Origin of the sequence: Bradyrhizobium sp. AS23.2 (assembly GCF_001908185.1) — a bacterium.
In the GTDB taxonomy this organism is placed as follows: Bacteria; Pseudomonadota; Alphaproteobacteria; order Rhizobiales; family Xanthobacteraceae; genus Bradyrhizobium.
Genome location: NZ_LGHM01000114.1, coordinates 1 through 21798 on the forward strand (window position 1 = coordinate 1; position 21798 = coordinate 21798).

Sequence of the window (21798 nt, forward strand, 5' to 3'; positions counted from 1 at the left end):
GTCGGCGTATCGGCAGCGGCGGGCGCGGCGGAGGCCGGCGGCTGCGCATCCTCGGCCGGCTCGACCGTGTCGTTCTGGATCTGCTTCTCCATCGCACGGAGTTTGGCGACGTTCTTCTGGTGCGCGTCGTAGGTCTCGGTGAAGGCGTGCCCACCGGTGCCGTCGGCGACGAAATAGAGGTCGCGGGTGCGGGCTGGATTGGCCGCGGCCTCGAGCGAGGCGCGGCCCGGATTGGAGATCGGCCCCGGCGGCAGCCCTTCGATCACATAGGTGTTGTAGGGCGACGGCTGCGTGATTTCGCTGCGCTTGATCGGGCGGCCCAGCGTGCCCTTGCCGCCGACGAGGCCATAGATGATCGTCGGATCGGACTGGAGCTTGATCTTCTGCTTAAGGCGGTTGGCGAACACGGCGGCGACACGGCTGCGCTCGTCGGGCTTGCCGGTTTCCTTCTCGACGATCGAGGCCAACGTCACCAGCTGCTCCGGCGTCTTGACCGGGACGTCCTGGCTGCGGCGCTCCCAGATCTCGGCCAGCACGCGCTTGTGCGCCTGCTGCAAGCGCTGGATCACCTGCTCGCGCGTGGTGCCGCGCGGGAACTTGTAGGTCTCGGGCAACAGCGTGCCTTCGCGCGGCAACTCGCGGACGCTGCCGGTGAAGATGTCGTTATCGGAAAGCCGCGCCACGATCTGCTCGGAGGTCAGGCCTTCCGGAATCGTGACGGCGTGCTGCACCACCTTGCCCTCGACGATGGTGGCGATGACGTCGCGCAACGATGCGTTCTTCTGGAACGAATACTCACCAGGCTTGAGGTCCGAGCTCGCCTTCAGCGCAGCCACGGCGGCGATGAACACCCACGGATTGACGTCCGACACGCCTTCCCTGTTCAGGGTCTCGGCGATGTCACGCTTGCCCGCGCGCTGCGGGATGTTGACGATCTTGTCTTCCTTGAGGGGACCGGCGGCCTCAAGCACCTGGCGGCCGTAATAATAGACGGCGCCGGCGCCGATCATGGCGATCAGCAGCAGCGTAATGATGGCGTTGCCGACGATCACGAACGGATTGCGTGCGCGGTCCGATCGTTTCGGCGGCGGCGGCAGCTGCTCGGGCTCGAGCGCAGCGCGCGGACTCCGGGGCGAAATGGGCGGCCTTTCACTCATCGAAGCAAACCTGAATCCTGCCGGTTCAAACGCGGCCCGACAATCGCTTGCCGAGCCAAATGCATGCGCCCACTTCCATGACTATCGCCGAATACCGGCAAAACGGTGGATTCGTCGCAACCACAAATTAATTGACCAGGCGCCGGACGATCACCGACGCATTGGTACCGCCAAAACCAAAAGAATTCGACAACGCGACGTTGACCTCACGCTTCTTCGCAACATGCGGCACGAGATCGATCGCAGTCTCGACCGACGGATTGTCCAGGTTGATGGTCGGCGGCACGACATTATCGCGAATCGCGAGAATGGCGAAGATCGCCTCGATCGCGCCGGCCGCGCCAAGCAGATGGCCGGTCGACGACTTGGTCGAGGACATCGCGACCCTGGAGGCGGCGATGCCGAGCAGGCGCTCCACCGCGCCGAGCTCGATCTCGTCGCCGAGCGGCGTCGAGGTGCCGTGTGCGTTGATGTAGTCGAGATCGGATGCCGTGAGGCCGGCGCGCTTGAGCGCCGCCGACATGCTGCGGAAGCCGCCATCGCCGTCCGGCGACGGCGAGGTGATGTGATAGGCATCGCCGGAAAGACCATAGCCGATCACCTCGGCATAAATCTTCGCGCCGCGGCGCTTGGCATGCTCGAGCTCTTCCAGGACGAGAACGCCCGCGCCCTCGCCCATCACGAAGCCATCGCGATCCTTGTCATAGGGACGCGAGGCCTTCTCGGGCGTCTCGTTGAAACCGGTCGAGAGCGCACGCGCTGCGTTGAAGCCGGCAATGCCGATGCGGCTGATCGGCGATTCCGCGCCGCCGGCGACCATGACGTCGGCGTCGCCGAGCGCGATGAGGCGGGCGGCATCACCGACCGCATGCGCGCCGGTCGAGCAGGCCGTGACCACCGAATGGTTCGGCCCCTTCAGCCCGTGCGCGATCGAGACGTAACCGGAGGCGAGATTGATCAGGCGGCCCGGGATGAAGAACGGCGACACCCGGCGCGGACCGCGCTCCTTCAGGAGGATCGCGGTGTCGGCGATGCCGTTGAGGCCGCCGATGCCGGACCCGATCATGGTGCCGGTCGCGCACTTGTCCTCTTCGGTCTCGGGATGCCAGTTGGCATCGTCGAGGGCCTGGCCGGCCGCGGCCATGCCGAAGATGATGAAGTCGTCGACCTTGCGCTGGTCCTTCGGCTCCATCCATTTGTCGGGATTGAAGGTGTCGTTGGTGCCGTCGCCGCGCACGACCGTGCAGGCGATCTTGGTCTGAAGATCGGAGACATCGAAGCTCTCGATCCTGCGCGCACCGCTTTCACCGTTGAGGATACGTTTCCAGGTCGGCTCGACGCCGCAGCCGAGTGGCGAGACCATGCCAAGACCCGTGACGACAACCCGCCTCATATCCGAAAACTCCCCATCGAAAGATTCACGGCCAATAACAAGAAACCGGCTGACCGCCGGTAGGCGGCCCGTCCGGTTTCAATGTTGTCCCCGCGAAAATGAAGAGCCTTAGCTCTTCGCGTTCTTCTCGAGAAACTTCGTGGCGTCGCCGACGGTGAGAATCGTTTCCGCGGCGTCGTCCGGAATCTCGCAACCGAATTCCTCTTCGAACGCCATCACCAGCTCGACGGTGTCCAGACTGTCGGCGCCGAGGTCGTCGATGAAGCTCGCAGCGTCGACAACCTTCTCGGGCTCAACACCAAGGTGTTCGACCACGATCTTCTTAACCCGCTCGCCAATGTCACTCATTGCTTAACCTCGTGTTGTTCCCTGTAGACCCGACCCCCCGGGACGTACGAGCCGTCGTGGTCGTTTGACTGCCTTCGCTTACGAACTTTGATTTGGCCCCAACCTAACCGGTGCAGGGCCCGGCGAACGACGGCCAAGGCTCCGCATCGCCAATATACAGGGTTTCAAAAACCTGCAATGGCGTTCTTTGCCCATCCGTTGAACGTCCGGTTATCATACTTCAATTGCCTTGACTACAAGCCTCATTTCGCTGTGGAAACGGCCGTTTGCCGCATCCCGCGCCGCCCATGTGGGCAGTGCGACATGAGACGTCAGACCATGGCCATGCCGCCATTGACGTGGATGGTTTGCCCCGTGACGTAGGCCGCTTCGTTCGAACTCAGGTAGACGGCGGCGGCCGCGATGTCCTCCGGCGTCCCCAGGCGGGCCGCCGGAACCTTGGTCAGAATCGTTTCGCGCTGCTTGTCATTGAGCGCATCCGTCATCGGCGTCTTGATAAAGCCGGGCGCGATGCAGTTCGCGGTCACGCCGCGCTTGGCGTATTCCGCCCCGAGCGTCTTGATCATTCCGATCAGGCCGGCCTTCGACGCGGTGTAGTTGCCCTGCCCGGGATTGCCGGTGACACCGACCACCGAGGTGATGGCGATGATACGGCCAAAGCGCTTGCGCATCATCAGTTTGGTCGCGGCGCGCGCCAGGCGGAAGGTCGCGGTCAGGTTGACGTTGATGACCTCCTCCCAGTCCTCGTCGCGGAGCTGGACGAAGAGGTTGTCGCGGGTGATGCCGGCATTGGCGATGAGGATATCGACCTGGCCCATCGCCGCTTCCGCGGCGGGCACCAGCGCCTCGACCTCATCAGCCTTGGAAAGATTGCAGGGTAGCACGTGGACGCGCTCGCCGAGCTTGCCGGCCAGCTCGTCCAGCACTTCCTTCCGCGTTCCCGAAATAGCGACCGTGGCGCCCTGCGCATGCAGCGCCTGCGCGATCGCGCCGCCGATGCCGCCGGTCGCGCCGGTGACGAGCGCCTTTTTGCCAGTCAGATCGAACATCGATAACTCCTTCAAAGCACGATCCGGAAAAGTGTGCAGCGGTTTTCCGGAAAGATCGTGCGCAAACTAAAGAACTAAAGCGCAATGACGAATCATCGCGCTTCAGGCCTGCTTCGCAGCGGCCAATGCATCCTTGGCGGCGGCAATGTCGTTCGGTCCGCCGACCGCAACACCGACGGCGCCGTCCGCGATCCGCTTGACGAGGCCGGTCAGCACTTTGCCGGCACCGATCTCGAAGAAACGGGTGACTCCCTGCCCCGCCATATAGGCGACCGACTCGCGCCAGCGCACCGTCCCGGTGACCTGCTCGACCAGGCGACGGCGGATCTCGTCGGGATCGGTGATCGCGCTCGCGAGCACGTTCGAAACCAGCGGCGCGGCCGGCGCCTTGATCGTGACCTTCGCCAGCGCTTCCGCCATGGCGTCGGCAGCCGGCTGCATCAGCTTGCAATGGAAGGGTGCGGACACCGGCAGCAGCATCGCGCGCTTGGCGCCCTTGCCCTTGGCAATCTCGACGGCGCGATCGACCGCGGCCTTGTCGCCGGAGACGACCACTTGCCCGCCGCCATTGTCATTGGCGGCCTGGCAGACCTGCCCCTGCGCCGCCTCTTTGGCGACTTCCATGGCGGCCTCGTAGTCGAGACCAAGCAGCGCGGCCATCGCACCAGCGCCGACCGGCACGGCCTTTTGCATTGCGAGACCGCGGGTGCGAAGCAGCCGCGCGGTGTCTGAAACCGTCAGGCTGCCGGCCGCCGCCAGCGCCGAATATTCACCGAGGGAATGGCCGGCCACGAAAGCCGCGTCTCGTCCCACGGAAAAACCAGCCTCAGCCTCCAGCACGCGCAGGGTGGCAATGGACACCGCCATCAGCGCCGGCTGGGCGTTCTCGGTGAGCTGCAGGGTTTCGGCCGGACCATCCCAGATGATGGCGGTCAGCTTCTCGCCAAGCGCGGAATCGACCTCGTCGAACACGGCGCGCGCCGCCGGAAAGGCGTCGGCCAGGGCCTTTCCCATGCCGACTGCCTGGGAACCCTGCCCAGGAAATGTGAATGCAGCCGTCATCGGCGCTCCCCTGCTTGTCGAGCGTGATCCCTGCGAGAACCAGCAGCCGATCACGCACGGCCTTAGGCCATGGTTCCGGATCATGCGTCAAAGGGGGCCGTAGACACCGTCCGGGGCTGGAATGTCAAGCCAAGATGGAAACTTCGACTGGCATTCAACCGGGGATGCCGGCCCTCAAAACCCACCGGCGGTCTGATTGGCATCGACCTCCGCCCCTGCCCGCGCGCGGCGCGCGCTGTTCACCAATTGCCCGGGACGGTCCTCCTGGTCGGGCTTTGCTGTCGCGAGCCGTAGCACGGCGGCGTAGCCCGGCTGCACCTCCATGCGGCCGGCATGCCGGCTTTCGCTGAGCAGACGATGCACCTTTGGCAGATTGTAGCAGGGCACGTAGAAAAGCAGATGATGCTCGAGGTGATAGTTCACGTAGTACGGCGCGATGAACAGGCGCTCGAGAAAATTGGCCTGCGTGGTGCGGGTGTTGCGCAGCGGATCATGGCTGTCGGGCACGACGGCATGCTCGGCGATGTTGCGGATGCGGGTGATCACCATCATCCACGTCAAAAGCGGCACCAGCCATAGCAGCGGATAGGCCCACCATACGCCGGCCGCCGCGAGCGCTGCGAACATCGCGGCATTGACGAGGCATTGCGGGCCGAGTTTCTCCCAAAAATGCACGGCGCGCTGGCGCCACGGCCAGTCCTTCGGCCCGAGCGCGTTGAGCAGCTGCGCCTTGCGCTGCTGGTAGCCGGTCTGCCCCGTGATGTCGCGAATGAACTTGCGGCGATAGCTCAGCTTCGTGATCGGAAACGGCGCCGACAGCACAAGATCAGGATCGTCCTCCTGCTGGGTGCGAGCATGGTGCTGAAGGTGATAGCGCCGATAGCTGCGCGTCTCCGCAAAGAGAGGATAGGCACAAAACCACTGGCTCAGGGCCAGATTGGTCTTCTCGTCAGCGGACAGGCAACCATGCGCACCGTCATGCATCAGGATCGAAAGCCCAAGCTGGCGCGAGCCGATGATGGCGACCGCGAGAATGTAGGTGATCGGATTGGGCCACCACGCGACCAACGCGATCGCACCAATGATCAGCGCCCAGGCATGCGCGATCAGCGCGACGCCCTTCCAGGTCACGCGCTGGCGCACGTCGGCAAGTTGGCCGTCGGTCAGGAAATCGCGGGCACGCATGCGAAGCGCGGTCATGGCTAACTCTCCTCATCCGAACTGGTTGATCCGTCGCGCTCGTCGACGAGGCGCAGGCGTGCAGTATCGCCAGTGGATTTCGCCTGCTCGCCGAGTACGCGCAGCATCTCGGCGCATAATTCGCCCGGCGAACGGCCCATGGCATAGCCTTCGAGGATGACGCCGACGGCGACGGCCCAGAACCGCCGCGAGCTTTCGTCGGGCGCGCGCAGGGAGCGCCAGCCGTGCCGCGCGACCTGGCCGGCATAGGCGCGCGCGCCTTCGCTGTGCAGTCGTTCGATGGTGCGCTCGACCAGTGGCGCAAGATCCTGGCGCCGCCGCGTCAGTGTCAGGGCTTCGGCGAAGAAAGCGACCGAATCGCTCGCCGTCACGGTCTCGGCCAGCGCGTGGGTGTACTCCCGCGGCGTGCGCGCCTTCAGCGCCGCCTGCTCCGTCGCCCGCGCCAGGTACAACAGATCGCGGCAGGCACATTCGACGAACAGCGCCTCCTTGGTGCGGAAGTAATAGGTGATCTGGCTCGGGAACGCGTCCGCGGCGGCCGCGATGTCGGTGATCGAGGCGCCCGACAGCCCCCGCTCCCGGAACAACGGGCTTGCCGCATCCAAGAGGAGCGACCGCATTTTGCGGCCGGCAGAGCGTGTCGCCCGGGCGGCGTGCTTGGGATCTCCGACTGTCGCTTCAGATGGCGCATGGGCAGATCTGTCTGCCATTGGATCCTCCCGTGGACTTATTTGTATGCCATACAAACAAATAAATCAAGCTGGTACCATGGGAGGGCCGGTCCTGGCAGTGCCTGCGAGTAGTCCGTGGCCGAAACCTGGCTCCCCAACCTTGCAAAGCCGGCCAAAATCCGTATAAGGCGCGCATCCGCAGACCCCGGCCGGGAGCTGAACGGACGGTCTCAACAAATCATTCGTGATTTTGATGTGGCAGGGCCAGTCGGCCCGTCGTCCCGTGTTTCCGCCTTCTGAGCTTAATCCCAGAGTCCTTTCCGAAGGCCTCTTAAGGGCTTGACGCCGGGCGATGCGCCAACAAGAGGAAAGGACTTCCATGGCTCTCTATGAGCATGTTTTTCTCGCGCGCCAGGACGCGAGCACGCAGCAGGTCGAAGAGCTGACGGCGCAGATGACCGGCATCGTCGAGGGTCTCGGCGGCAAGGTCACCAAGACCGAGAACTGGGGCGTTCGCTCCCTCACCTACCGCATGAACAAGAACCGCAAGGCGCACTTCGTGCTGCTCAACATCGACGCGCCGTCCGCGGCGATCGCCGAGATCGAGCGCCAGGAGCGCATCAGCGAAGACGTGATCCGCTATCTCAGCGTCCGCGTCGAAGAACTCGAGGAAGGCCCGTCCGCGATGATGCGCAAGGCCGACCGCGATCGCGAGCGTGACGACCGTGGCGGCGGCTTCCGCGGCGAGCGTGAAGGCGGCTTCCGTGGCGACCGCGAGGGCGGTTTCCGTGGCGGCGATCGCGACGGCGGCTTCCGCGGTGACCGCGGCCCGCGCCGTCCGCGCGAAGAAGCTGAAACCACGACGGATGGGGAGTAAGAACAATGGCTGAAGCTGGTGCACGCCGTCCGTTTTTCCGTCGTCGCAAGAGCTGCCCGTTCACGGGCGCCAATGCTCCCAAGATCGACTACAAGGACTCCAAGCTGCTGATGCGCTACGTCTCCGAGCGCGGCAAGATCGTGCCGAGCCGCATCACCGCGGTGTCCGCGAAAAAGCAGCGTGAGCTCGCCCGCGCCATCAAGCGCGCGCGGTTCCTGGGCCTCCTGCCCTACGTCATTCGCTAAGACGAATTCGGCCGGCGGCGGTACCGCCGCCGGCCGCACTCTTTAGTTTCATAAGGCTTCCGGGTCGTCCGGTCGCCGATGGTTGGGGCGAGATGCCTCTAACCGCTCAAGGGGAGCGGGACAGCTGATGATGGCCTTTGGACTGATAGCCCTGATCGCCGGCGCTGCGTCGGCCCTGATGTTCGCCTCGATCGTTTCGGGCGCGCTGATCTCGCTCGTCCTGTTCTATCTCGCACCGCTGCCGCTGATGGTCGCCTCGATCGGCTGGGGACCGCTTTGCGCGAGCCTCGGTGGCATCGCCGCCGCGATCGGCCTCGGCGCGCTGTTCGGCCTGCCCTATTGCATCGCCTTTGCCGTGACCGTCGCGCTGCCGGCCTGGTGGCTCGGCCATCTCGTCCTGCTCAGCCGGCGGGTGGGACCTGTCGCGCCGGCCGCTGACGCTGAGCCGACGTCCGAGCCCGAGCTCGAGTGGTATCCGGTTGGCCGCATCCTGCTGTGGATCGCGGGCTTCGCCACGCTGACCACGATAGCCGCCCTGCTCACGCTCGGCACCGACGCCGAGACCATCACCGGCACGCTGCAGCGCGGCCTGATGCGTCTCCTCCGCGCCACCGATCCGCAAACCTCGGGCGAAGCCGGTCAGTTCGTCGACGCACTGGTACGCATCGCGCCTGCCGCCGCCACCATCGTCGCGATGATGACGCTGACGCTCAACCTCTGGCTCAGCGCCAAAGTGACGGCGACGTCGGGCCGGCTGCGTCGTCCCTGGCCGGTTATGAGGACGGCGGAGCTGCCGCCGATGACGCTTGTGGCGCTCTGCATCGCGCTCGCCTTCTGCTTCACCGGCGGGCTGCTCGCGATCGTCGCACAGATCACGACGGCGGCGTTGATGATGGGCTACGCGCTGACCGGCTTCGCCGTGCTGCATACGCTGACGCTCGCGCTGAAGAGCCGCACCTTCTGGCTCGGCTCGACCTACGCCGTTGTCGTCGTATTCGGATGGCCCGTCATCGCGATGGTGATCCTCGGCCTTGCGGACGCCGTGTTCGGCTTCCGCGAGCGCTTCCTGCGGAGCCGCCAGCCACCGCCGCTGCCAACACCTTAGGTTCAACCCGTAAATCCAACTCACTCAACACTTCAAAGGAGAACGAATATGGAAGTCATTTTGCTGGAACGCGTGAACAAGCTCGGCCAGATGGGCGAAGTCGTGAAGGTTCGCGACGGCTATGCCCGCAATTTCCTGCTCAAGCGCGGCAAGGCGTTGCGCGCCACCGCCGACAACCGCGCCAAGTACGACGGCATGAAGGCCGACCTCGAGGCCCGCAACCTTGCGTCGAAGGGCGAGGCGTCCAAGGTCGCCGAGAAGATCGAGGGCAAGAACATCATCGTGATCCGTCAGGCTTCTGAAGCCGGCCAGCTGTTCGGCTCGGTCACGGTACGTGACGTGGTTACCGCCTTCGAGGCCGACGGCGTTTCGCTGGCCCGTCCGCAGGTGCAGCTCGACGCGCCGATCAAGACCATCGGCAAGCACTCGATCACCGTCGCCGTTCACCCCGAGGTCGAGGTCGAGGTCACCGTCACGGTTGCGCGCAGCCAGGACGAGGCCGAGCGCGTCAACCGCGGCGAGGACATCTCGACCCGCAACGAAGACCGCGACGCTGCGGCCGAAGCGATCGCCGCTGCCGGCGAGTTCTTCGATCCGGAAGCCGAGCACGACGAGCCGGCGCCGGCTGCGGAAGAAACCGAGAAGTAAGCTTCGCGTTACGCAGGCTGCGAAGCCCGGTCGCCTCAGGCGGCCGGGCTTTTCGTTTTGGCGGCGACCTCCTCGCTCAGCATCGCGATCGAGGCGAGCGCCGTTGCCGTATGTTTCTCGATACCGTCGCTGACGCAGAACACGTCGGCCGCCACCACCGAGACCTGACGGCCCGGCTTGATCACCCTCGCCCGGCAGATCAGTTTGTCGCCGGCCGCCGGCGACAACAGATTGAGCTTGTATTCCGCCGTCAGCACCGGCTGGCCGCGCGATGTCGCCGCCGCGATCGTCGTGGCGTTGTCGACCAGGAACGCGGTGACGCCACCGTGGAAGAAACCGTGCTGCTGCAACAGCTCCGGCCGACGCTCCACCGCAATCGTGCAGGTGCCGCGCGACAATTCCGAGAGCTCGGCGCCGACCAGATTCATAAAGCCCTGCTGGCCGACATTGGCGTGGATGCGCTCGGCGATCGGCTCAAATTCGGGATCTGCTGCGGCTCGCATGACACCACTCCTTATTGTTTGTTGACGCGTTCAGAACGCCGGAGCGCGCGGATGGCGCAGGCGATCAGCGTATCGGCCTCGCCGCGCGGATCGGCGCGGTCGCGTCCCGACAGGAACGCACGGCAGAAGATCTGCGCCGGGCCGATGAGCTGACTGACGAACATCACTGGCGTCATCGGCAGAAGCTCACCGCTCGCGACCAATGGCGCGCGCCAGCGCTCGATGCCTTCTGCTAGGCGCGCATTCTGCGCGCGCTGGGCGTCGCGGACATCCTCGTCCCATTCGCTGCGCGATATCTCGAAGAGATAGCGCGCCTCGCGCCGGCTCGACACGACCCAGTCAAGGTGAGCCCGGATCAGGCGATCGATGCCCTGCTCCGCATCGGGGACAGGATCGAGCGCGGCCAGCACCGCGGCGTGATAGTGCCGCAGCACGTCCAGGAATAGCGCGCCGGCCAGCTCCTTCTTCGATCCGAAGACATGAAAGAAGCTGCCATTGGACGCGCGCGCGCGGGCGCGGATCGCGGCCACCGTCGCGCCTTCGAAGCCAACGCGGTCGAACACCGCGAGCCCCGCCGCCAACAGGTCGTCACGCACACTCGCCGTCATCCAAACCTCTCTTGGAGCATTACTCTAGAGCAACACTCTAATCGCGGTCAAGACGCTGCGGAGGCCGCGATGATCGCGGCCTCCGCATGTCGGTCAGAAAATCTGGGTTCGCCTATCGCGAGATCGGCGGCACCGGCGGTCCCGAGGACTCGGCCGGCGGCGGGGCCGAAGCGGTCGGTGTCGCCGGCTCTTGTGGCTTGGCCGCCGGTTCTTGCGGCTTGGCTGACGGTTCGGAGCTCGCGGCAGGCGCTGCCGGCTTGGGAGCAGCCTCTTCCGCCGGCTTGTCCACCGACTTGGTGTCCACTGACTTGGCGTCCACTGACTTGGGCGCGGCCGGCTCGTCGGGCTTCGCGGCAGAAGCCGGCGGGGCCGGCGTCACCTGATCCGACCGCGGCGCCGGAGCCTCGCTACCGCGCGGCTCGATCTTTGCGCTTTCCGGCTTAGGCTCAGCGGGTTTCTCTGACGCCTTACCGCTGTCGGGTTTGGCCTCGTCGCGACCGGGCTCGACCTTGGCACTCTCGGGCTTGGGCTCGCTCTTCTTGTCTTCGGCCGCCGGCGCCGCAGCGTCGACCTTCGGCGCCTCCTCGGTTTCCGGCTTGCCGCGCTTGCTCTGGCGCTTGGCCTTGCGGCCTTCGGGCGTGTGTTCGCTGGTGGCCGCCCCCTCGGGCCTCGCGCCTTCCTTCGCACCCTCCTCGGCCGGCCGGGCAGCACGCTTCTGGCGCGCGCTCTCGGGCGCGGGAGCAGCAGGCTCGCCTTCCGGCTTGGCGGCCTCCTGGGCGCGCTGGCGGCGTCCCTGATGTTCGGGCGTCTGGCCTGGAGCGGTGTTGGCTTCCTTATCCCTGGCGCCGTCCTTCTTGTCCTTGCCGTCCTTGGCCTGGTAGCGGGTGTCGGTGGCGCCGTTGGAGACGAGGTAGGAGGCGAGGATGCCCGCCATGTCCGAGCTCGTGGTGTAGTGCTGGCGCAGGAATCCCGGCAGCGAACCCGGCGCCACGGATTTCAGAAGGCCGCGCGGGCTCTTATGGCATGCATTACAGGTCTGCGCGAAAAGCTGGGACGGGCTTTTACCGGCCTCGAGGTTCGTCGCCTGCGCAAGAACGCTGTCGGTTGCACCGAAGCCGATCAGAAGCAATACCGTCGCGAGGCTGAGCGCTCGGCTCGACATTCCCATCATCTCCATTGAATTCCGCGAGTGCAGCCAGCAATCTGGCGCGGCGGCGGTCACCTTTTAGCCGATTGAGCCGTGAATGGAAGCAGGCTCCACGCGCAAGGATGTGATTAAGCGCTTTTGGAATATCGGCATTGAATACAGCGCAATAGCGGGCAGCTACTTTTTTCCTAGATTTACATGCAAACGCATAGGAACCGCTATGGCGCCCTACGCGTCAGTTCTGGAGACCGGGTTAGTCGCATCTTTCGGGGTCGCCCGAAAGGAAGGTGTCGATGGACCGATTGTTGCGTAGATTCCTGTCTCAATTCATCCGCCGCGGGTCGATGACGGTGACCACGGCTAGCGGATCGAGATTCACTGTCGGCGACGGCTCCGCCGAGCCGGTCGAGGTGCGCTTCGTCACTCCGGACGCAGAGCGAAGGGTCCTCATCAATCCCGAACTCGGGCTTGGCGAGGCCTACATGGACGGCGAGTTCGTCGTCGAGCGCGGCACCATAGCTGATGCCCTCGCGATCCTGCTCGATCAACCCGACCTATTGCCGCAGTGGGCAAAGCCCTGGTGGCACCTGCGCTACCTGACGCGGCACTTGAAGCAGTTCAACCCACGCTCGCGCTCGCGCAGCAATGTCGCGCACCACTACGATCTCGACGCAAGGCTCTATTCGCTCTTCCTCGATGCCGACAAGCAATATAGCTGCGCCTATTTCGAGACACCGGAGACGACGCTCGACGATGCGCAGCTTGCCAAGAAGCGGCACGTCGCTGCAAAGCTGCTCGTGAGGCGCGGCCAGCGCGTGCTCGACATCGGCTCGGGCTGGGGCGGGCTCGGACTCTATCTCGCCGAGATCGCCGGCGCCGACGTCACCGGCGTCACGCTGTCGACCGAACAATTGCAGGTCGCCAATACGCGTGCCGCCGAGAAGGGCCTGACCGGATCAGCCAAATTCCTGCTCCAGGACTATCGCGACATCGAGGGCCCATTCGACCGCATCGCCTCGGTTGGCATGTTCGAGCATGTGGGAGCGAGGTTCTACAACGCCTTCTTCCAGCGCTGTGCCGAGCTCCTGAGCGAGGACGGTGTCATGGTGCTGCACTCGATCGGCCGTTCGCAGGGGCCGGACTCCACCAATCCCTGGATCGCGAAATATATCTTCCCCGGCGGGTACATCCCCGCCTTGTCGGAGGTGCTGCCGGCGATCGAGCGCGCCGGTCTCTTGGTATGCGACATCGAGATCCTGCGCCTGCATTATGCCGAGACGCTGAAGGCGTGGCGGGAACGCTTCATGGCGCGACGCGAGGAGGCGGTGCAGCTCTACGACGAGCGCTTCGCCCTGATGTGGGAGTTTTATCTGGCGGCCTGCGAGATGACCTTCCGCAAGCAGGGCATGATGAACTTCCAGATTCAGCTCACCAAGCGCCAGGGCATCGTGCCGATGACCCGCGACTATATCGCGCATGAGGAAACCCGGCTGCGAGCCCGCGAACGCGGCGCCAAGCCCAAGCTGAAGCTGGCTGGTGAATAAGCGCTAGTGATGCAAGGTGGAGATCGGGAGGGTCCGGAAAGAAGCTGTTAGCGCCAGTTTCGCCCGCAGTTCGGCCAGGATTTCCGGCGCAACCGGCTGGCGGCGGATTTCGGGCCGCTCAGCGTGCTCCATGGCGGCGATCAGCCCGGACAGCCAAAGCCGGCTGCCCGCCTCGCTTCGCCAAATCTGCTGCTGCCGTTCTGGCCGCATTGCCTGCCTCGTCTTCCTGATGGCGGGTCCCGGGAGACAATTCCCTGCCCGCTAGCCCGTTCCCGTCCTAACCCCGAAAGAATCCGGAGAGATGTGATCTGCTTCACATTTCTCCGGTCGGCCCTGGCTTAGACCGTCGCCATGAGCAAAGAGACCCAAACCTCATTCGACGTGCAGGACGGCCTCCGCACCGATTGCGCCCTGATCGCGACCGGCGTCGGGGCGGCCCTGGTTGCGCTGGTCTACCTCCTGCTGGTCTGAACCCGAGCCGAAAGCTCCCAGCGCGCGTCATTTCGCGCGCCCTTCGATACGTCTGCGCCCCAATCCAGAAGGTTCACCGCATCCGGATTTTTCCGCGGCGCGATCGCGGTCGCGGCCAGTTCCGCGAAAATCCGTCAAGCGCTGCGCATGCTGCGGCTGCTAACCATCCACCATTTTAACTGAGCGGTTGATAGCGATCAGCTTTCGCTTCCGCTTTGAGCTGAGGCGGCGCTTTATCCCGGCCCCGTATCCGCCCCAGAAAATTGCTATCGCTCGACCATGGCCCTCACTGATTCGAACGTCCTCAAACTCGCGCCCGAAGCCGGAACTCCCGCCTACCGGAGCGCGCCGCACAATATCGAGGCCGAACAGAGCCTTCTGGGCGCGATCCTGGTCAACAACGACGCCTTCTACCGGGTCTCCGACTTCCTGGAGCCGAAGCATTATTTCGAGCCGCTGCATCAGACCATCTTCGAGACTGCCGGCAGCCTGATCCGGATGGGCAAGATTGCCACGCCCGTGACGCTGAAGACGTTCCTCCCCGCTGATACCGATGTCGGCGGCATGACCATCGGGCAATATCTGGCGCGGCTCGCGGCCGAAGCGACCACCATCATCAACGCCCAGGACTATGGCCGCACCATCTATGATCTTGCGTTGCGGCGCGACCTCATCGGCATCGGCGAGGACATGGTCAACGTCGCCTATGACGCCCCGGTCGACTTTGCGCCGCGGGCGCAGATCGAGGACGCCGAGCGCCGCCTCTATGAGCTCGCCGAGTCCGGCCGTTATGACGGCGGCTTCCAGAAATTCTCGCAAGCGTTGGCGGTCGCGGTCGATCTCGCGGCAAAGGCGTTCCAGCGCGACGGAAAGCTGTCCGGCATCTCGACGGGCATGCGCGACCTCGACACCAAGATGGGCGGCCTACAGCATTCCGACCTCATCATCGTCGCGGGACGTCCCGGCATGGGCAAGACGTCGCTGGCGACCAACATCGCCTACAACGTCGCCAAGGCCTATGTCGGCGAGCTCCAGGCCGACGGCACCATGAAGGCCGCCAATGGCGGCGTGATCGGCTTCTTCTCCTGCGAAATGTCGGCCGACCAGCTCGCCACGCGTATCGTGGCCGAGCGCACCGGCATTCCCTCCTCCCACATCCGCCGCGGCGGCATTTCGGAAGCCGATTTCGACAAGATCCGGGAGGTCTCGATCGAGCTGCAGTCGCTGCCCTTCTATGTCGACGCGACCGGCGGCCTGTCGATCGCGCAGCTCATGGCACGCGCGCGCCGGCTGAAGCGACAGAAGGGCCTCGATCTCCTCGTGATCGACTACATCCAGCTGCTCTCCGGCTCGGGCAAGCGCGCCAGCGACAGCCGCGTCCAGGAAATCACGGAGATTACGACCAGCCTGAAGGCGCTCGCCAAGGAGCTCAACGTTCCGGTAATCGCACTGTCCCAGCTCTCACGCCAAGTCGAATCCCGCGACGACAAGCGGCCGCAGCTCTCCGACTTGCGTGAATCCGGATCAATCGAGCAAGACGCCGACGTCGTGCTGTTCGTTTACCGCGAGGAATATTACCTCGCGATGAAGGAGCCGCGCCCGGGCACGCCCGAGCACGAGAAATGGCGCCTGGACATGGACCTTGCGTACGGCAAGGCCGAAGTCATCATCGGCAAGCAGCGCCACGGCCCGACAGGCACCGTCGATTTGGCGTTCGAAGCCTCGGTCACGCGGTTCGGCGACCTCGCGCCTGACAGTCAGCTGCCGGCTCGCAGCGGTAGCGATTACTGAGTTCCTTGAACAGCACCTGCCTCTTGCGTAAAACGACGCCATGAACATGGTGTCCGACCCGAAAATGACCCCGCAATCCGGCCTTCTCTCCGCGGAGGCCAATCAGGCCGCCGCGCTCGCCGCCTATGGCGGCGTACTCACTGTCGACCTCGACGCCATCATCGCCAACTGGCGCAAGCTCGAGAAGACGGCGGTGCCGGCCGAATGCTCGGCCGTGATCAAGGCCGATGCCTATGGCTGCGGCGCGGCGCAGGTCGCGCGCGCCCTGAACAAGGCCGGCTGCAAGACCTTCTTTGTCGCCACGATCGAAGAAGCGCGCGCGGTGCGCGAAGCCGTGCCGGAGCCTGCGATCTACGTGCTCGGGGGCTATTTCCAGAACACCGGCGAACACTACGCCAAGATCAACTGCCGTCCCGTGATCGGCGATCTCAACGAACTCGCCGAATGGGACGTGTTCTGCCGCCGCTCCGGCTGGACCGGGGGCGCCGCGATCCACATCGACACCGGCATGAACCGGCTCGGGCTGACGCTTGCGGAAGCGCAGGCGATCATCCCCCGCATCAATGCCGGCGATCACGGCATCACGCTGGTGATGAGCCACCTGGTCTCGGCCGAGCAGCTCAACAGCTCCGTGAACGCAAAACAGCTCGCGGCCTTCCGCGCCATAGCCAGCGAATTCTCCGGCGTGCCGGCGGCGCTCGCCAATTCGTCGGGCATCTTCCTGGGTGCGCCCTTCCAGTTCGACCTGGTGCGGCCGGGCGCAGCGCTCTACGGCGTCAACCCGACGCCGGAGGCCGACAATCCGATGCAGCCGGTGGTCGACCTCAAGGCGCGTATCGTGCAGACCCGCAACGTCGAGCGCGGCGAGAGCGTCGGCTATGGCGGCACCTGGACCGCGCGGCGGCCGACCAAGCTCGCGATCATCGCGGTCGGCTATGCCGACGGCTATTTCCGCGCCGCCAGCTCCAACGACGGCACCCGTGGCGCCGAGGTCATCGTCGCCGGCAAGCGCTGCCCGGTCGCGGGCCGCGTCTCAATGGACCTGATCGCAATCGACATCACCGATTTGCCGCCCAACGCGGTGCGGCGCGGCCACATGGTGACGCTGCTCGGCGAGGGCATCACCGTCGACGAACTCGCGCATCATTTCGGCACCATCGGCTATGAGGTGCTCACCAGCCTCGGACACCGCTACGCCCGCGTCTACAAGGGCGGCAACGTGGTGGAGCCGCTGGCAAAACCGGCTCCGGTATCGGCGGCCGAACAGCCGCCCTCCCCGCCGCCGCTCGAGCAGCAGGCGAGCCCGCCGCCGCTGCCGAGCTAGGGGACACGCCCGTGCCCCGGACGCAGCGCAGCGCTACTTCAGCGGTGCGCTGCAGAGCCGGGGCCCATCTCTCCGCATTGTACCTTGTCGCCTTCCAGGTCCCGGCTCTGCGCAGCAACGCCATAGGCGCGTTCATCGCGCGTCTTCGACGCGCGATGCGCATTGCAGCGCGTCCGGGACACGAGAGTGAGCGCTTACTTCTTCCGGCTGTCCAGCGCTGTCTTGCAAGCCGCGCTGAGCTGATCGCGCTTGCCATTGAGGCAGGCGATGATCTTGCCGCTACCCGGCGCGATGCCGGCGCAGAATTTGTCATAGTCCGCCTTGCACGCGCCGCGCGGATCGGACGATTGTGCCGAGGCGGTCCCGGAGAACGCAACGGCGACGACGATAGCGGCAAAGCTCAACTTGGACATTGTATCTCCGGTGACGGAAGGCAGGGGCCGGTAGCTCTACATGAAGATTGCGACATTCAACATCAACAACATCAACCGCCGCCTGCCCAATCTGCTGGCATGGATGCGAGCGGCGAAGCCCGATGTCGTCGCGTTGCAAGAATTGAAGGCAAGTGATGGCGAATTTCCGGCATCCGCCATCGAAAAAGCCGGTTACGGCGCGGTGTGGCACGGACAAAAAACCTGGAACGGCGTCGCCATCCTCGCCCGCAACGCAGAGCCCATTCTCACTCGCGACCGCTTGCCGGGAAAGCCTGGGGATCACGAAGCCCGCTACATCGAGGCTGCGGTGCGCGGCGTTATCGTCACCAGCATTTACTTGCCAAACGGCAATCCGCAACCGGGACCGAAGTTCGACTACAAGCTCGACTGGTTCGCGCGGCTCAAGCGTCACGCCAAAACCTTCATCAAGCAGGATTTGCCGGTGGTGCTTGCCGGCGACTACAACGTCGCGCCAACGGAGATCGACATCTATCCGACGCGCTCGTGGGACAAGGACGCCTTGATCCAGCCGAAGAGTCGTGCCGCTTTCGCGTCACTCGTCGCACAAGGCTGGTGCGACGCGATCCGCGAGCTGCATCCGGAGCAGCGCATCTACACCTTCTGGGACTACAAGCGAAACCGCTGGCCGCGCGATGCGGGCCTGCGGCTCGATCATCTGCTGCTCAGCCCTGCCATCGCCTCACGCCTGGCAAAGGCTGGCGTCGACAAGACGGTTCGCGGCGAGGACGGCGCGAGCGATCACGCGCCGGCGTGGGTGGTGCTGAAACAGCGTTGATCTTGCAGGGTGCTAACCCACACTCTCACCTAGAACACCGTCTCACCGCAATGACAGCTTGCCTCGATTGGCATGACCCGCTCTCCGTTTTGTAAGGAGATGGTCGTAGCCGATCGCTGCTGCCAACATGCTGTCAGCAACGCGCCCTCGTCTTGCGGTTCGTAGGCGCGACGGGTCGCGTTTTCCGGACGCTCAAACAAAAAGATGAAAAACAACCCCATGCAAAGTAGCCGACCGTAGTCGATTCAAAGCCTTAGCGTACGCCTCCTGGAAGACGGCTTCGCCCATTTCCCGGCCAGTTTGACCTGAGCCTCTTGACCTCCGCACCTTGGTTATCATACTGGTCTGACCAAGATCAGACCAAGAGAGACGGGGATGGAGCTCAAGCGGGCCGCCGAAGGCGAAAAAGGGTTCGAGAAGGTGTTCGCCTTCTTGCGCGAGCGGCTGCTCGCGGGCTCGCTCAAGCCCGGCGATCGCCTGATTTCCGAACGCGAGCTTGCCACCCAGCTCGGCGTCAGCCGGCCGATCGTTCGCGAGGCGCTACGCGCCCTCACCGTGCTCGGCATTGTCGAGATCCGCGACCGCATCGGCACGGTCGTGACCCGGCCGGACGTTTCTGTTCTGAATGACTTCTTCACCTTCGCGCTGGCCCAGCAGGCGGACATGCTCGACGACGTCATGCAGGCGCGCGTCGCGATCGAATGCCAGGCGATCCGGCTCGCCTGCGAACGCGCCAACATTACCGATTTCGAACGCTTGCAGCGCGCGCTCGCGAAGATCGGGGAGACGATCGACGAGGCAGACGCCGGCGGCATGGCCGACTTCGACTTCCATCGCGCCATCGTCGTGGCATCGCATTCGGAGACGCTGACGGTTCTGCACAGTTCGATGGCGGGCCTGCTGACGCATTCGCATCGCAGCCGCCGCGAGCTGGTGCAGGCGTTCCCGTCAATGAAGACGTATCTGATCGACGATCACCGGCGCATCTTCGAAGCTGTCATCGCGCGCGATCCGGAGCGGGCGGACGCGACGCTGCGCGAGCATTTTGCCATCGGCGACGAATACCGGCGACGTGCCCTCGTCGGCGACATGGACAAAACAAGCGCCTCACGCTGATCGCAGACAGGCCAATCAACCAAGAAACAGGCGAACGACATGGGACGGAACGACAAGTGCAATGTTGGCTTCATCGGCATCGGGACGATGGGCCGCGAGATGGTCCGCAATCTTCTGATGGCCGGGCACTCGGTTCGTGTCTTCGATCTCAACGAGGCCGCACTGGCCGACAGCGTCAAGGAAGGCGCCGTTCGCGCCAAGAATCCTGCCGATGCAGCGCAGGGCGCCGACATCGTCATCACCATGCTGCCCGACACGCCCCATGTCGAGGCGACCATTTATGGCGAGCACGGCCTCCTGAAATCTCCTCCGCCCGGCAAGCTCATCGTCGACATGAGCACGATCTCGCCGGTCGCGGTCCGCCGCATCTACGCCGACCTGCAGACGGCCGGCGTCAGCTTCATCGACGCGCCGGTCTCGGGTGGGCCGGTGGGCGCCAAGAACGCCGCGCTCTCGATCATGGCCGGCGGCGATGCGGCCGCCTTCGCGCAGGCCGAGCCGTTCTTCCGCGCGATGGGCACGACCATCACGCATGTCGGCGCGCCCGGCGCCGGCCAGACCGTGAAACTCTGCAATCAACTCATCTGCGGCATCAACATCCAGGCGATCTGCGAGGCGCTCGCACTGGGCCGCGCCTCGGGTGTCGATCTCAACCTGCTGCGCCGGGTGCTGCTCGGCGGCTCAGCGGCATCGTGGATGCTGGACAAGCTCGGCCCCTCCATGATCGAGGGCGACGTCGACGCCGGCTTCCGCATCGACCTGATGCTGAAGGACCTCCGCCTGGTGCAGGAGCACGCGCAGGCATTGAGCGTGCCGCTGCCCGGCACCGCGCTCGTCACCAGCCAGTATGTCGACGCACGCGCGCACGGCGAAGGAAACAACGGCAACCAGGCGCTGTTCCGCGTCTATGACCGCATGACCAACCAGGTGACCGGCTGACCCGACGGCTATGAGCCTCCAACTCGACTTTCCCGCAGTGCTGGAGCGTTGGCCGAGTTTCTTGGCCGGCGCCGCCCTCACGCTGGAGCTTGCAGCCTTCGCGACGGTGCTCGGCGCCCTCCTCGGCACGCTCGCGGCGGTCGGGCGCGGCACGCACAACGCGCTGATCTCGGGCGCTTGCAAGGTCTATGTCGAGGCCATCCGCAACACGCCGCTGCTGGTGCAGATCTTCCTGGTCTATTTCGGCCTCGCCAGCCTGGGGCTGAAATTGTCCGCCTTCACCGTGGCCGTGGCCGCGCTGACGATCAATGTCGGCGCCTACACCGCCGAGATCATGCGCGCCGGTTTCGAGGCGATCCCGCGCGGACAGATCGAGGCGGCCGAAGGGCTGGCGCTGTCGCGCCTCCAGATCTACTGGCATATCATCCTGCTGCCGGCGATCGAGAAGGTCTATCCGGCGCTGACCAGCCAGTTCGTGCTGCTGATGCTGGCTTCCTCGATCTGCTCGCAGATCTCGGCCGAGGAGCTCACCGCCGTCGCCAATTACATCCAGTCGGACACCTACCGGGCGTTCGAGACCTACATCATCGTCGCCGTGCTCTACGTCATCCTGTCGCTGATAATGCGCGCGGGCTTCTGGGGCCTTGGCCTCGTGCTGTTTCCGCGCCGGCGCCGGCTCGGCACGCCGTTATGAGATGACCATGGGCGGACATCTCAACACCAATCACCTGATGTTCCTCGGCCAGGGCGCGCTGTGGACGATCGGGCTGTCAATGATTGCGCTGATCGGCGGCGGCATCGTCGGCTTCGTGATCGCCCTGGCGCGAATATCGCCGCTCAAATCGGTACGGCTCGCCAGCGCCGTCTATGTTCAGCTCGTTCAGGGCACACCGCTGCTCGTCATCCTGTTTCTCGGCTATTTCGGCCTCGCCGCGATCGGCCTCCAGGTCTCGCCGCTTGCCGCCGCCGGAGCTTCCCTCACGCTCTATGTCGCCGCCTATCTCGGCGAGATCTGGCGCGGCTGCATCGAGTCCGTGCCCAAGCCGCAATGGGAAGCCGCCGAAGGCCTCGCGCTAAGCCGAACCCAGCGCATGATGAAGGTGATCCTGCCGCAGGCGATCCGCATCGCGACGCCGCCCACCGTCGGCTTCATGGTGCAGATCATCAAGAACACCTCGCTCGCCTCCGTCGTCGGCTTCGTCGAGCTGATGCGCTCGGGCCAGATCGTCAACAACTCGCTGTTCGAGCCGTTCGCCATCTACGCCATCATCGCCGTCGTTTATTTCGCCATGTGCTATCCCCTGTCGCTGTTCAGCCAGAGGCTGGAACGGCGGATGGGGCGTGGCAGGTCCAACCTCGCGCCAGCCTGA

Annotated in this window: 23 protein-coding genes and 1 pseudogene; 12 read left to right on the plus strand and 12 right to left on the minus strand. The window is 64.8% G+C overall.

Annotated elements, in window-relative coordinates:
- From mltG to AC630_RS23765, 7 genes are all read right to left on the minus strand, one after another.
- The coding region (gene mltG, locus AC630_RS23735) for an endolytic transglycosylase MltG (RefSeq protein ID WP_074120865.1) at positions 1 to 1157 on the minus strand (1157 nt) is incomplete at its 3' end.
- Between the two features lie 127 nt (positions 1158 to 1284).
- Positions 1285 to 2550, minus strand: coding sequence for a beta-ketoacyl-ACP synthase II (gene fabF / locus AC630_RS23740; RefSeq protein ID WP_074120866.1), 1266 nt, complete (start codon positions 2548 to 2550; stop codon positions 1285 to 1287).
- A gap of 108 nt (positions 2551 to 2658) precedes the next feature.
- Positions 2659 to 2898, minus strand: coding sequence for an acyl carrier protein (locus AC630_RS23745; RefSeq protein ID WP_008130699.1), 240 nt, complete (start codon positions 2896 to 2898; stop codon positions 2659 to 2661).
- 311 nt (positions 2899 to 3209) lie between these two features.
- Positions 3210 to 3947 carry a 3-oxoacyl-[acyl-carrier-protein] reductase gene (gene fabG / locus AC630_RS23750; RefSeq protein WP_074120867.1) on the minus strand — a complete coding sequence of 246 codons (738 nt, stop codon included), beginning with the start codon at positions 3945 to 3947 and terminating at the stop codon, positions 3210 to 3212.
- Positions 3948 to 4049: 102 nt separating this feature from the next.
- Positions 4050 to 5009 (minus strand): ACP S-malonyltransferase, encoded by a 960-nt coding sequence (gene fabD / locus AC630_RS23755; protein WP_074120868.1) that lies wholly within the window; start codon positions 5007 to 5009, stop codon positions 4050 to 4052.
- 174 nt (positions 5010 to 5183) lie between these two features.
- Positions 5184 to 6209 (minus strand): fatty acid desaturase family protein, encoded by a 1026-nt coding sequence (locus tag AC630_RS23760; RefSeq protein ID WP_074120869.1) that lies wholly within the window; start codon positions 6207 to 6209, stop codon positions 5184 to 5186.
- Between the two features lie 2 nt (positions 6210 to 6211).
- Positions 6212 to 6919: a TetR/AcrR family transcriptional regulator C-terminal domain-containing protein gene (locus AC630_RS23765; RefSeq protein ID WP_074120870.1), complete on the minus strand. Its 708-nt coding sequence runs from the start codon at positions 6917 to 6919 to the stop codon at positions 6212 to 6214.
- Between the two features lie 340 nt (positions 6920 to 7259).
- On the opposite strand from AC630_RS23765, the gene rpsF reads away from it, so the two are divergent.
- From rpsF to rplI, 4 genes are all read left to right on the plus strand, one after another.
- Positions 7260 to 7757: a 30S ribosomal protein S6 gene (gene rpsF, locus AC630_RS23770; protein WP_074120871.1), complete on the plus strand. Its 498-nt coding sequence runs from the start codon at positions 7260 to 7262 to the stop codon at positions 7755 to 7757.
- A gap of 5 nt (positions 7758 to 7762) precedes the next feature.
- Positions 7763 to 8002, plus strand: a complete 240-nt coding sequence (gene rpsR, locus AC630_RS23775; RefSeq protein ID WP_007592020.1) for a 30S ribosomal protein S18 — start codon at positions 7763 to 7765, stop codon at positions 8000 to 8002.
- A 127-nt stretch (positions 8003 to 8129) separates the two neighbouring features.
- Positions 8130 to 9107: a YybS family protein gene (locus AC630_RS23780; RefSeq protein ID WP_074120872.1), complete on the plus strand. Its 978-nt coding sequence runs from the start codon at positions 8130 to 8132 to the stop codon at positions 9105 to 9107.
- Positions 9108 to 9155: 48 nt separating this feature from the next.
- Complete coding sequence (gene rplI, locus AC630_RS23785; RefSeq protein WP_074120873.1) at positions 9156 to 9755, plus strand: 50S ribosomal protein L9; 600 nt, start codon at positions 9156 to 9158, stop codon at positions 9753 to 9755.
- 35 nt (positions 9756 to 9790) lie between these two features.
- Here the strand turns inward: rplI and AC630_RS23790 are convergent, their stop codons facing one another.
- From AC630_RS23790 to AC630_RS23800, 3 genes are all read right to left on the minus strand, one after another.
- Positions 9791 to 10258, minus strand: coding sequence for a PaaI family thioesterase (locus AC630_RS23790; protein ID WP_074120874.1), 468 nt, complete (start codon positions 10256 to 10258; stop codon positions 9791 to 9793).
- 11 nt (positions 10259 to 10269) lie between these two features.
- Positions 10270 to 10866: a TetR/AcrR family transcriptional regulator gene (locus AC630_RS23795; RefSeq protein ID WP_074120875.1), complete on the minus strand. Its 597-nt coding sequence runs from the start codon at positions 10864 to 10866 to the stop codon at positions 10270 to 10272.
- A 112-nt stretch (positions 10867 to 10978) separates the two neighbouring features.
- Positions 10979 to 12028: a hypothetical protein gene (locus AC630_RS23800; RefSeq protein ID WP_074120907.1), complete on the minus strand. Its 1050-nt coding sequence runs from the start codon at positions 12026 to 12028 to the stop codon at positions 10979 to 10981.
- Positions 12029 to 12306: 278 nt separating this feature from the next.
- Between AC630_RS23800 and AC630_RS23805 the strand changes: the two genes are divergently transcribed.
- The gene (locus tag AC630_RS23805; RefSeq protein WP_074120876.1) at positions 12307 to 13557 is read left to right on the plus strand and encodes a cyclopropane fatty acid synthase; all 1251 of its coding nucleotides are present in this window, start codon (positions 12307 to 12309) and stop codon (positions 13555 to 13557) included.
- Between the two features lie 3 nt (positions 13558 to 13560).
- On the opposite strand, the gene AC630_RS23810 is transcribed toward AC630_RS23805, so the two are convergent.
- Positions 13561 to 13767 carry a transcriptional regulator gene (locus AC630_RS23810; protein ID WP_074120877.1) on the minus strand — a complete coding sequence of 69 codons (207 nt, stop codon included), beginning with the start codon at positions 13765 to 13767 and terminating at the stop codon, positions 13561 to 13563.
- A 540-nt stretch (positions 13768 to 14307) separates the two neighbouring features.
- Between AC630_RS23810 and AC630_RS23815 the strand changes: the two genes are divergently transcribed.
- Together AC630_RS23815 and alr are read left to right on the plus strand one after the other, a co-directional pair.
- Positions 14308 to 15819, plus strand: coding sequence for a replicative DNA helicase (locus AC630_RS23815; protein WP_074120878.1), 1512 nt, complete (start codon positions 14308 to 14310; stop codon positions 15817 to 15819).
- A 46-nt stretch (positions 15820 to 15865) separates the two neighbouring features.
- The gene (alr, locus tag AC630_RS23820) at positions 15866 to 17143 is read left to right on the plus strand and encodes an alanine racemase (protein ID WP_074120908.1); all 1278 of its coding nucleotides are present in this window, start codon (positions 15866 to 15868) and stop codon (positions 17141 to 17143) included.
- A 194-nt stretch (positions 17144 to 17337) separates the two neighbouring features.
- Here the strand turns inward: alr and AC630_RS23825 are convergent, their stop codons facing one another.
- Entirely contained in the window at positions 17338 to 17556 is a 219-nt protein-coding gene (locus AC630_RS23825; RefSeq protein WP_074120879.1) for a cysteine rich repeat-containing protein, read from the minus strand.
- Between the two features lie 40 nt (positions 17557 to 17596).
- On the opposite strand from AC630_RS23825, the gene AC630_RS23830 reads away from it, so the two are divergent.
- From AC630_RS23830 to AC630_RS23855, 5 genes and pseudogenes are all read left to right on the plus strand, one after another.
- Complete coding sequence (locus tag AC630_RS23830) at positions 17597 to 18373, plus strand: exodeoxyribonuclease III (protein ID WP_074120880.1); 777 nt, start codon at positions 17597 to 17599, stop codon at positions 18371 to 18373.
- Positions 18374 to 18748: 375 nt separating this feature from the next.
- Positions 18749 to 19489: a FadR/GntR family transcriptional regulator gene (locus AC630_RS23840; RefSeq protein ID WP_074120882.1), complete on the plus strand. Its 741-nt coding sequence runs from the start codon at positions 18749 to 18751 to the stop codon at positions 19487 to 19489.
- A gap of 33 nt (positions 19490 to 19522) precedes the next feature.
- A pseudogene (locus AC630_RS23845) lies at positions 19523 to 20428 on the plus strand (NAD(P)-dependent oxidoreductase); the annotation flags it as partial.
- Positions 20429 to 20438: 10 nt separating this feature from the next.
- A complete protein-coding gene (locus tag AC630_RS23850; RefSeq protein WP_074120884.1) occupies positions 20439 to 21122 on the plus strand; it encodes an amino acid ABC transporter permease in 684 nt (227 codons plus the stop codon).
- A 7-nt stretch (positions 21123 to 21129) separates the two neighbouring features.
- Positions 21130 to 21798: an amino acid ABC transporter permease gene (locus AC630_RS23855; RefSeq protein WP_074120909.1), complete on the plus strand. Its 669-nt coding sequence runs from the start codon at positions 21130 to 21132 to the stop codon at positions 21796 to 21798.

Bases quoted from the DNA above. Each gene is read 5' to 3' on its own strand.
- fabF (WP_074120866.1), bottom strand. From the start codon at position 2,550: ATGAGGCGGGTTGTCGTCACGGGTCTTGGCATGGTCTCGCCACTCGGC.
- AC630_RS23745 (WP_008130699.1), bottom strand. From the start codon at position 2,898: ATGAGTGACATTGGCGAGCGGGTTAAGAAGATCGTGGTCGAACACCTT.
- fabG (WP_074120867.1), bottom strand. From the start codon at position 3,947: ATGTTCGATCTGACTGGCAAAAAGGCGCTCGTCACCGGCGCGACCGGC.
- fabD (WP_074120868.1), bottom strand. From the start codon at position 5,009: ATGACGGCTGCATTCACATTTCCTGGGCAGGGTTCCCAGGCAGTCGGC.
- AC630_RS23760 (WP_074120869.1), bottom strand. From the start codon at position 6,209: ATGACCGCGCTTCGCATGCGTGCCCGCGATTTCCTGACCGACGGCCAA.
- AC630_RS23765 (WP_074120870.1), bottom strand. From the start codon at position 6,919: ATGGCAGACAGATCTGCCCATGCGCCATCTGAAGCGACAGTCGGAGAT.
- rpsF (WP_074120871.1), top strand. From the start codon at position 7,260: ATGGCTCTCTATGAGCATGTTTTTCTCGCGCGCCAGGACGCGAGCACG.
- rpsR (WP_007592020.1), top strand. From the start codon at position 7,763: ATGGCTGAAGCTGGTGCACGCCGTCCGTTTTTCCGTCGTCGCAAGAGC.
- AC630_RS23780 (WP_074120872.1), top strand. From the start codon at position 8,130: ATGATGGCCTTTGGACTGATAGCCCTGATCGCCGGCGCTGCGTCGGCC.
- rplI (WP_074120873.1), top strand. From the start codon at position 9,156: ATGGAAGTCATTTTGCTGGAACGCGTGAACAAGCTCGGCCAGATGGGC.
- AC630_RS23790 (WP_074120874.1), bottom strand. From the start codon at position 10,258: ATGCGAGCCGCAGCAGATCCCGAATTTGAGCCGATCGCCGAGCGCATC.
- AC630_RS23795 (WP_074120875.1), bottom strand. From the start codon at position 10,866: ATGACGGCGAGTGTGCGTGACGACCTGTTGGCGGCGGGGCTCGCGGTG.
- AC630_RS23800 (WP_074120907.1), bottom strand. From the start codon at position 12,028: ATGTCGAGCCGAGCGCTCAGCCTCGCGACGGTATTGCTTCTGATCGGC.
- AC630_RS23805 (WP_074120876.1), top strand. From the start codon at position 12,307: ATGGACCGATTGTTGCGTAGATTCCTGTCTCAATTCATCCGCCGCGGG.
- AC630_RS23810 (WP_074120877.1), bottom strand. From the start codon at position 13,767: ATGCGGCCAGAACGGCAGCAGCAGATTTGGCGAAGCGAGGCGGGCAGC.
- AC630_RS23815 (WP_074120878.1), top strand. From the start codon at position 14,308: ATGGCCCTCACTGATTCGAACGTCCTCAAACTCGCGCCCGAAGCCGGA.
- alr (WP_074120908.1), top strand. From the start codon at position 15,866: ATGGTGTCCGACCCGAAAATGACCCCGCAATCCGGCCTTCTCTCCGCG.
- AC630_RS23825 (WP_074120879.1), bottom strand. From the start codon at position 17,556: ATGTCCAAGTTGAGCTTTGCCGCTATCGTCGTCGCCGTTGCGTTCTCC.
- AC630_RS23830 (WP_074120880.1), top strand. From the start codon at position 17,597: ATGAAGATTGCGACATTCAACATCAACAACATCAACCGCCGCCTGCCC.
- AC630_RS23840 (WP_074120882.1), top strand. From the start codon at position 18,749: ATGGAGCTCAAGCGGGCCGCCGAAGGCGAAAAAGGGTTCGAGAAGGTG.
- AC630_RS23850 (WP_074120884.1), top strand. From the start codon at position 20,439: ATGAGCCTCCAACTCGACTTTCCCGCAGTGCTGGAGCGTTGGCCGAGT.
- AC630_RS23855 (WP_074120909.1), top strand. From the start codon at position 21,130: ATGGGCGGACATCTCAACACCAATCACCTGATGTTCCTCGGCCAGGGC.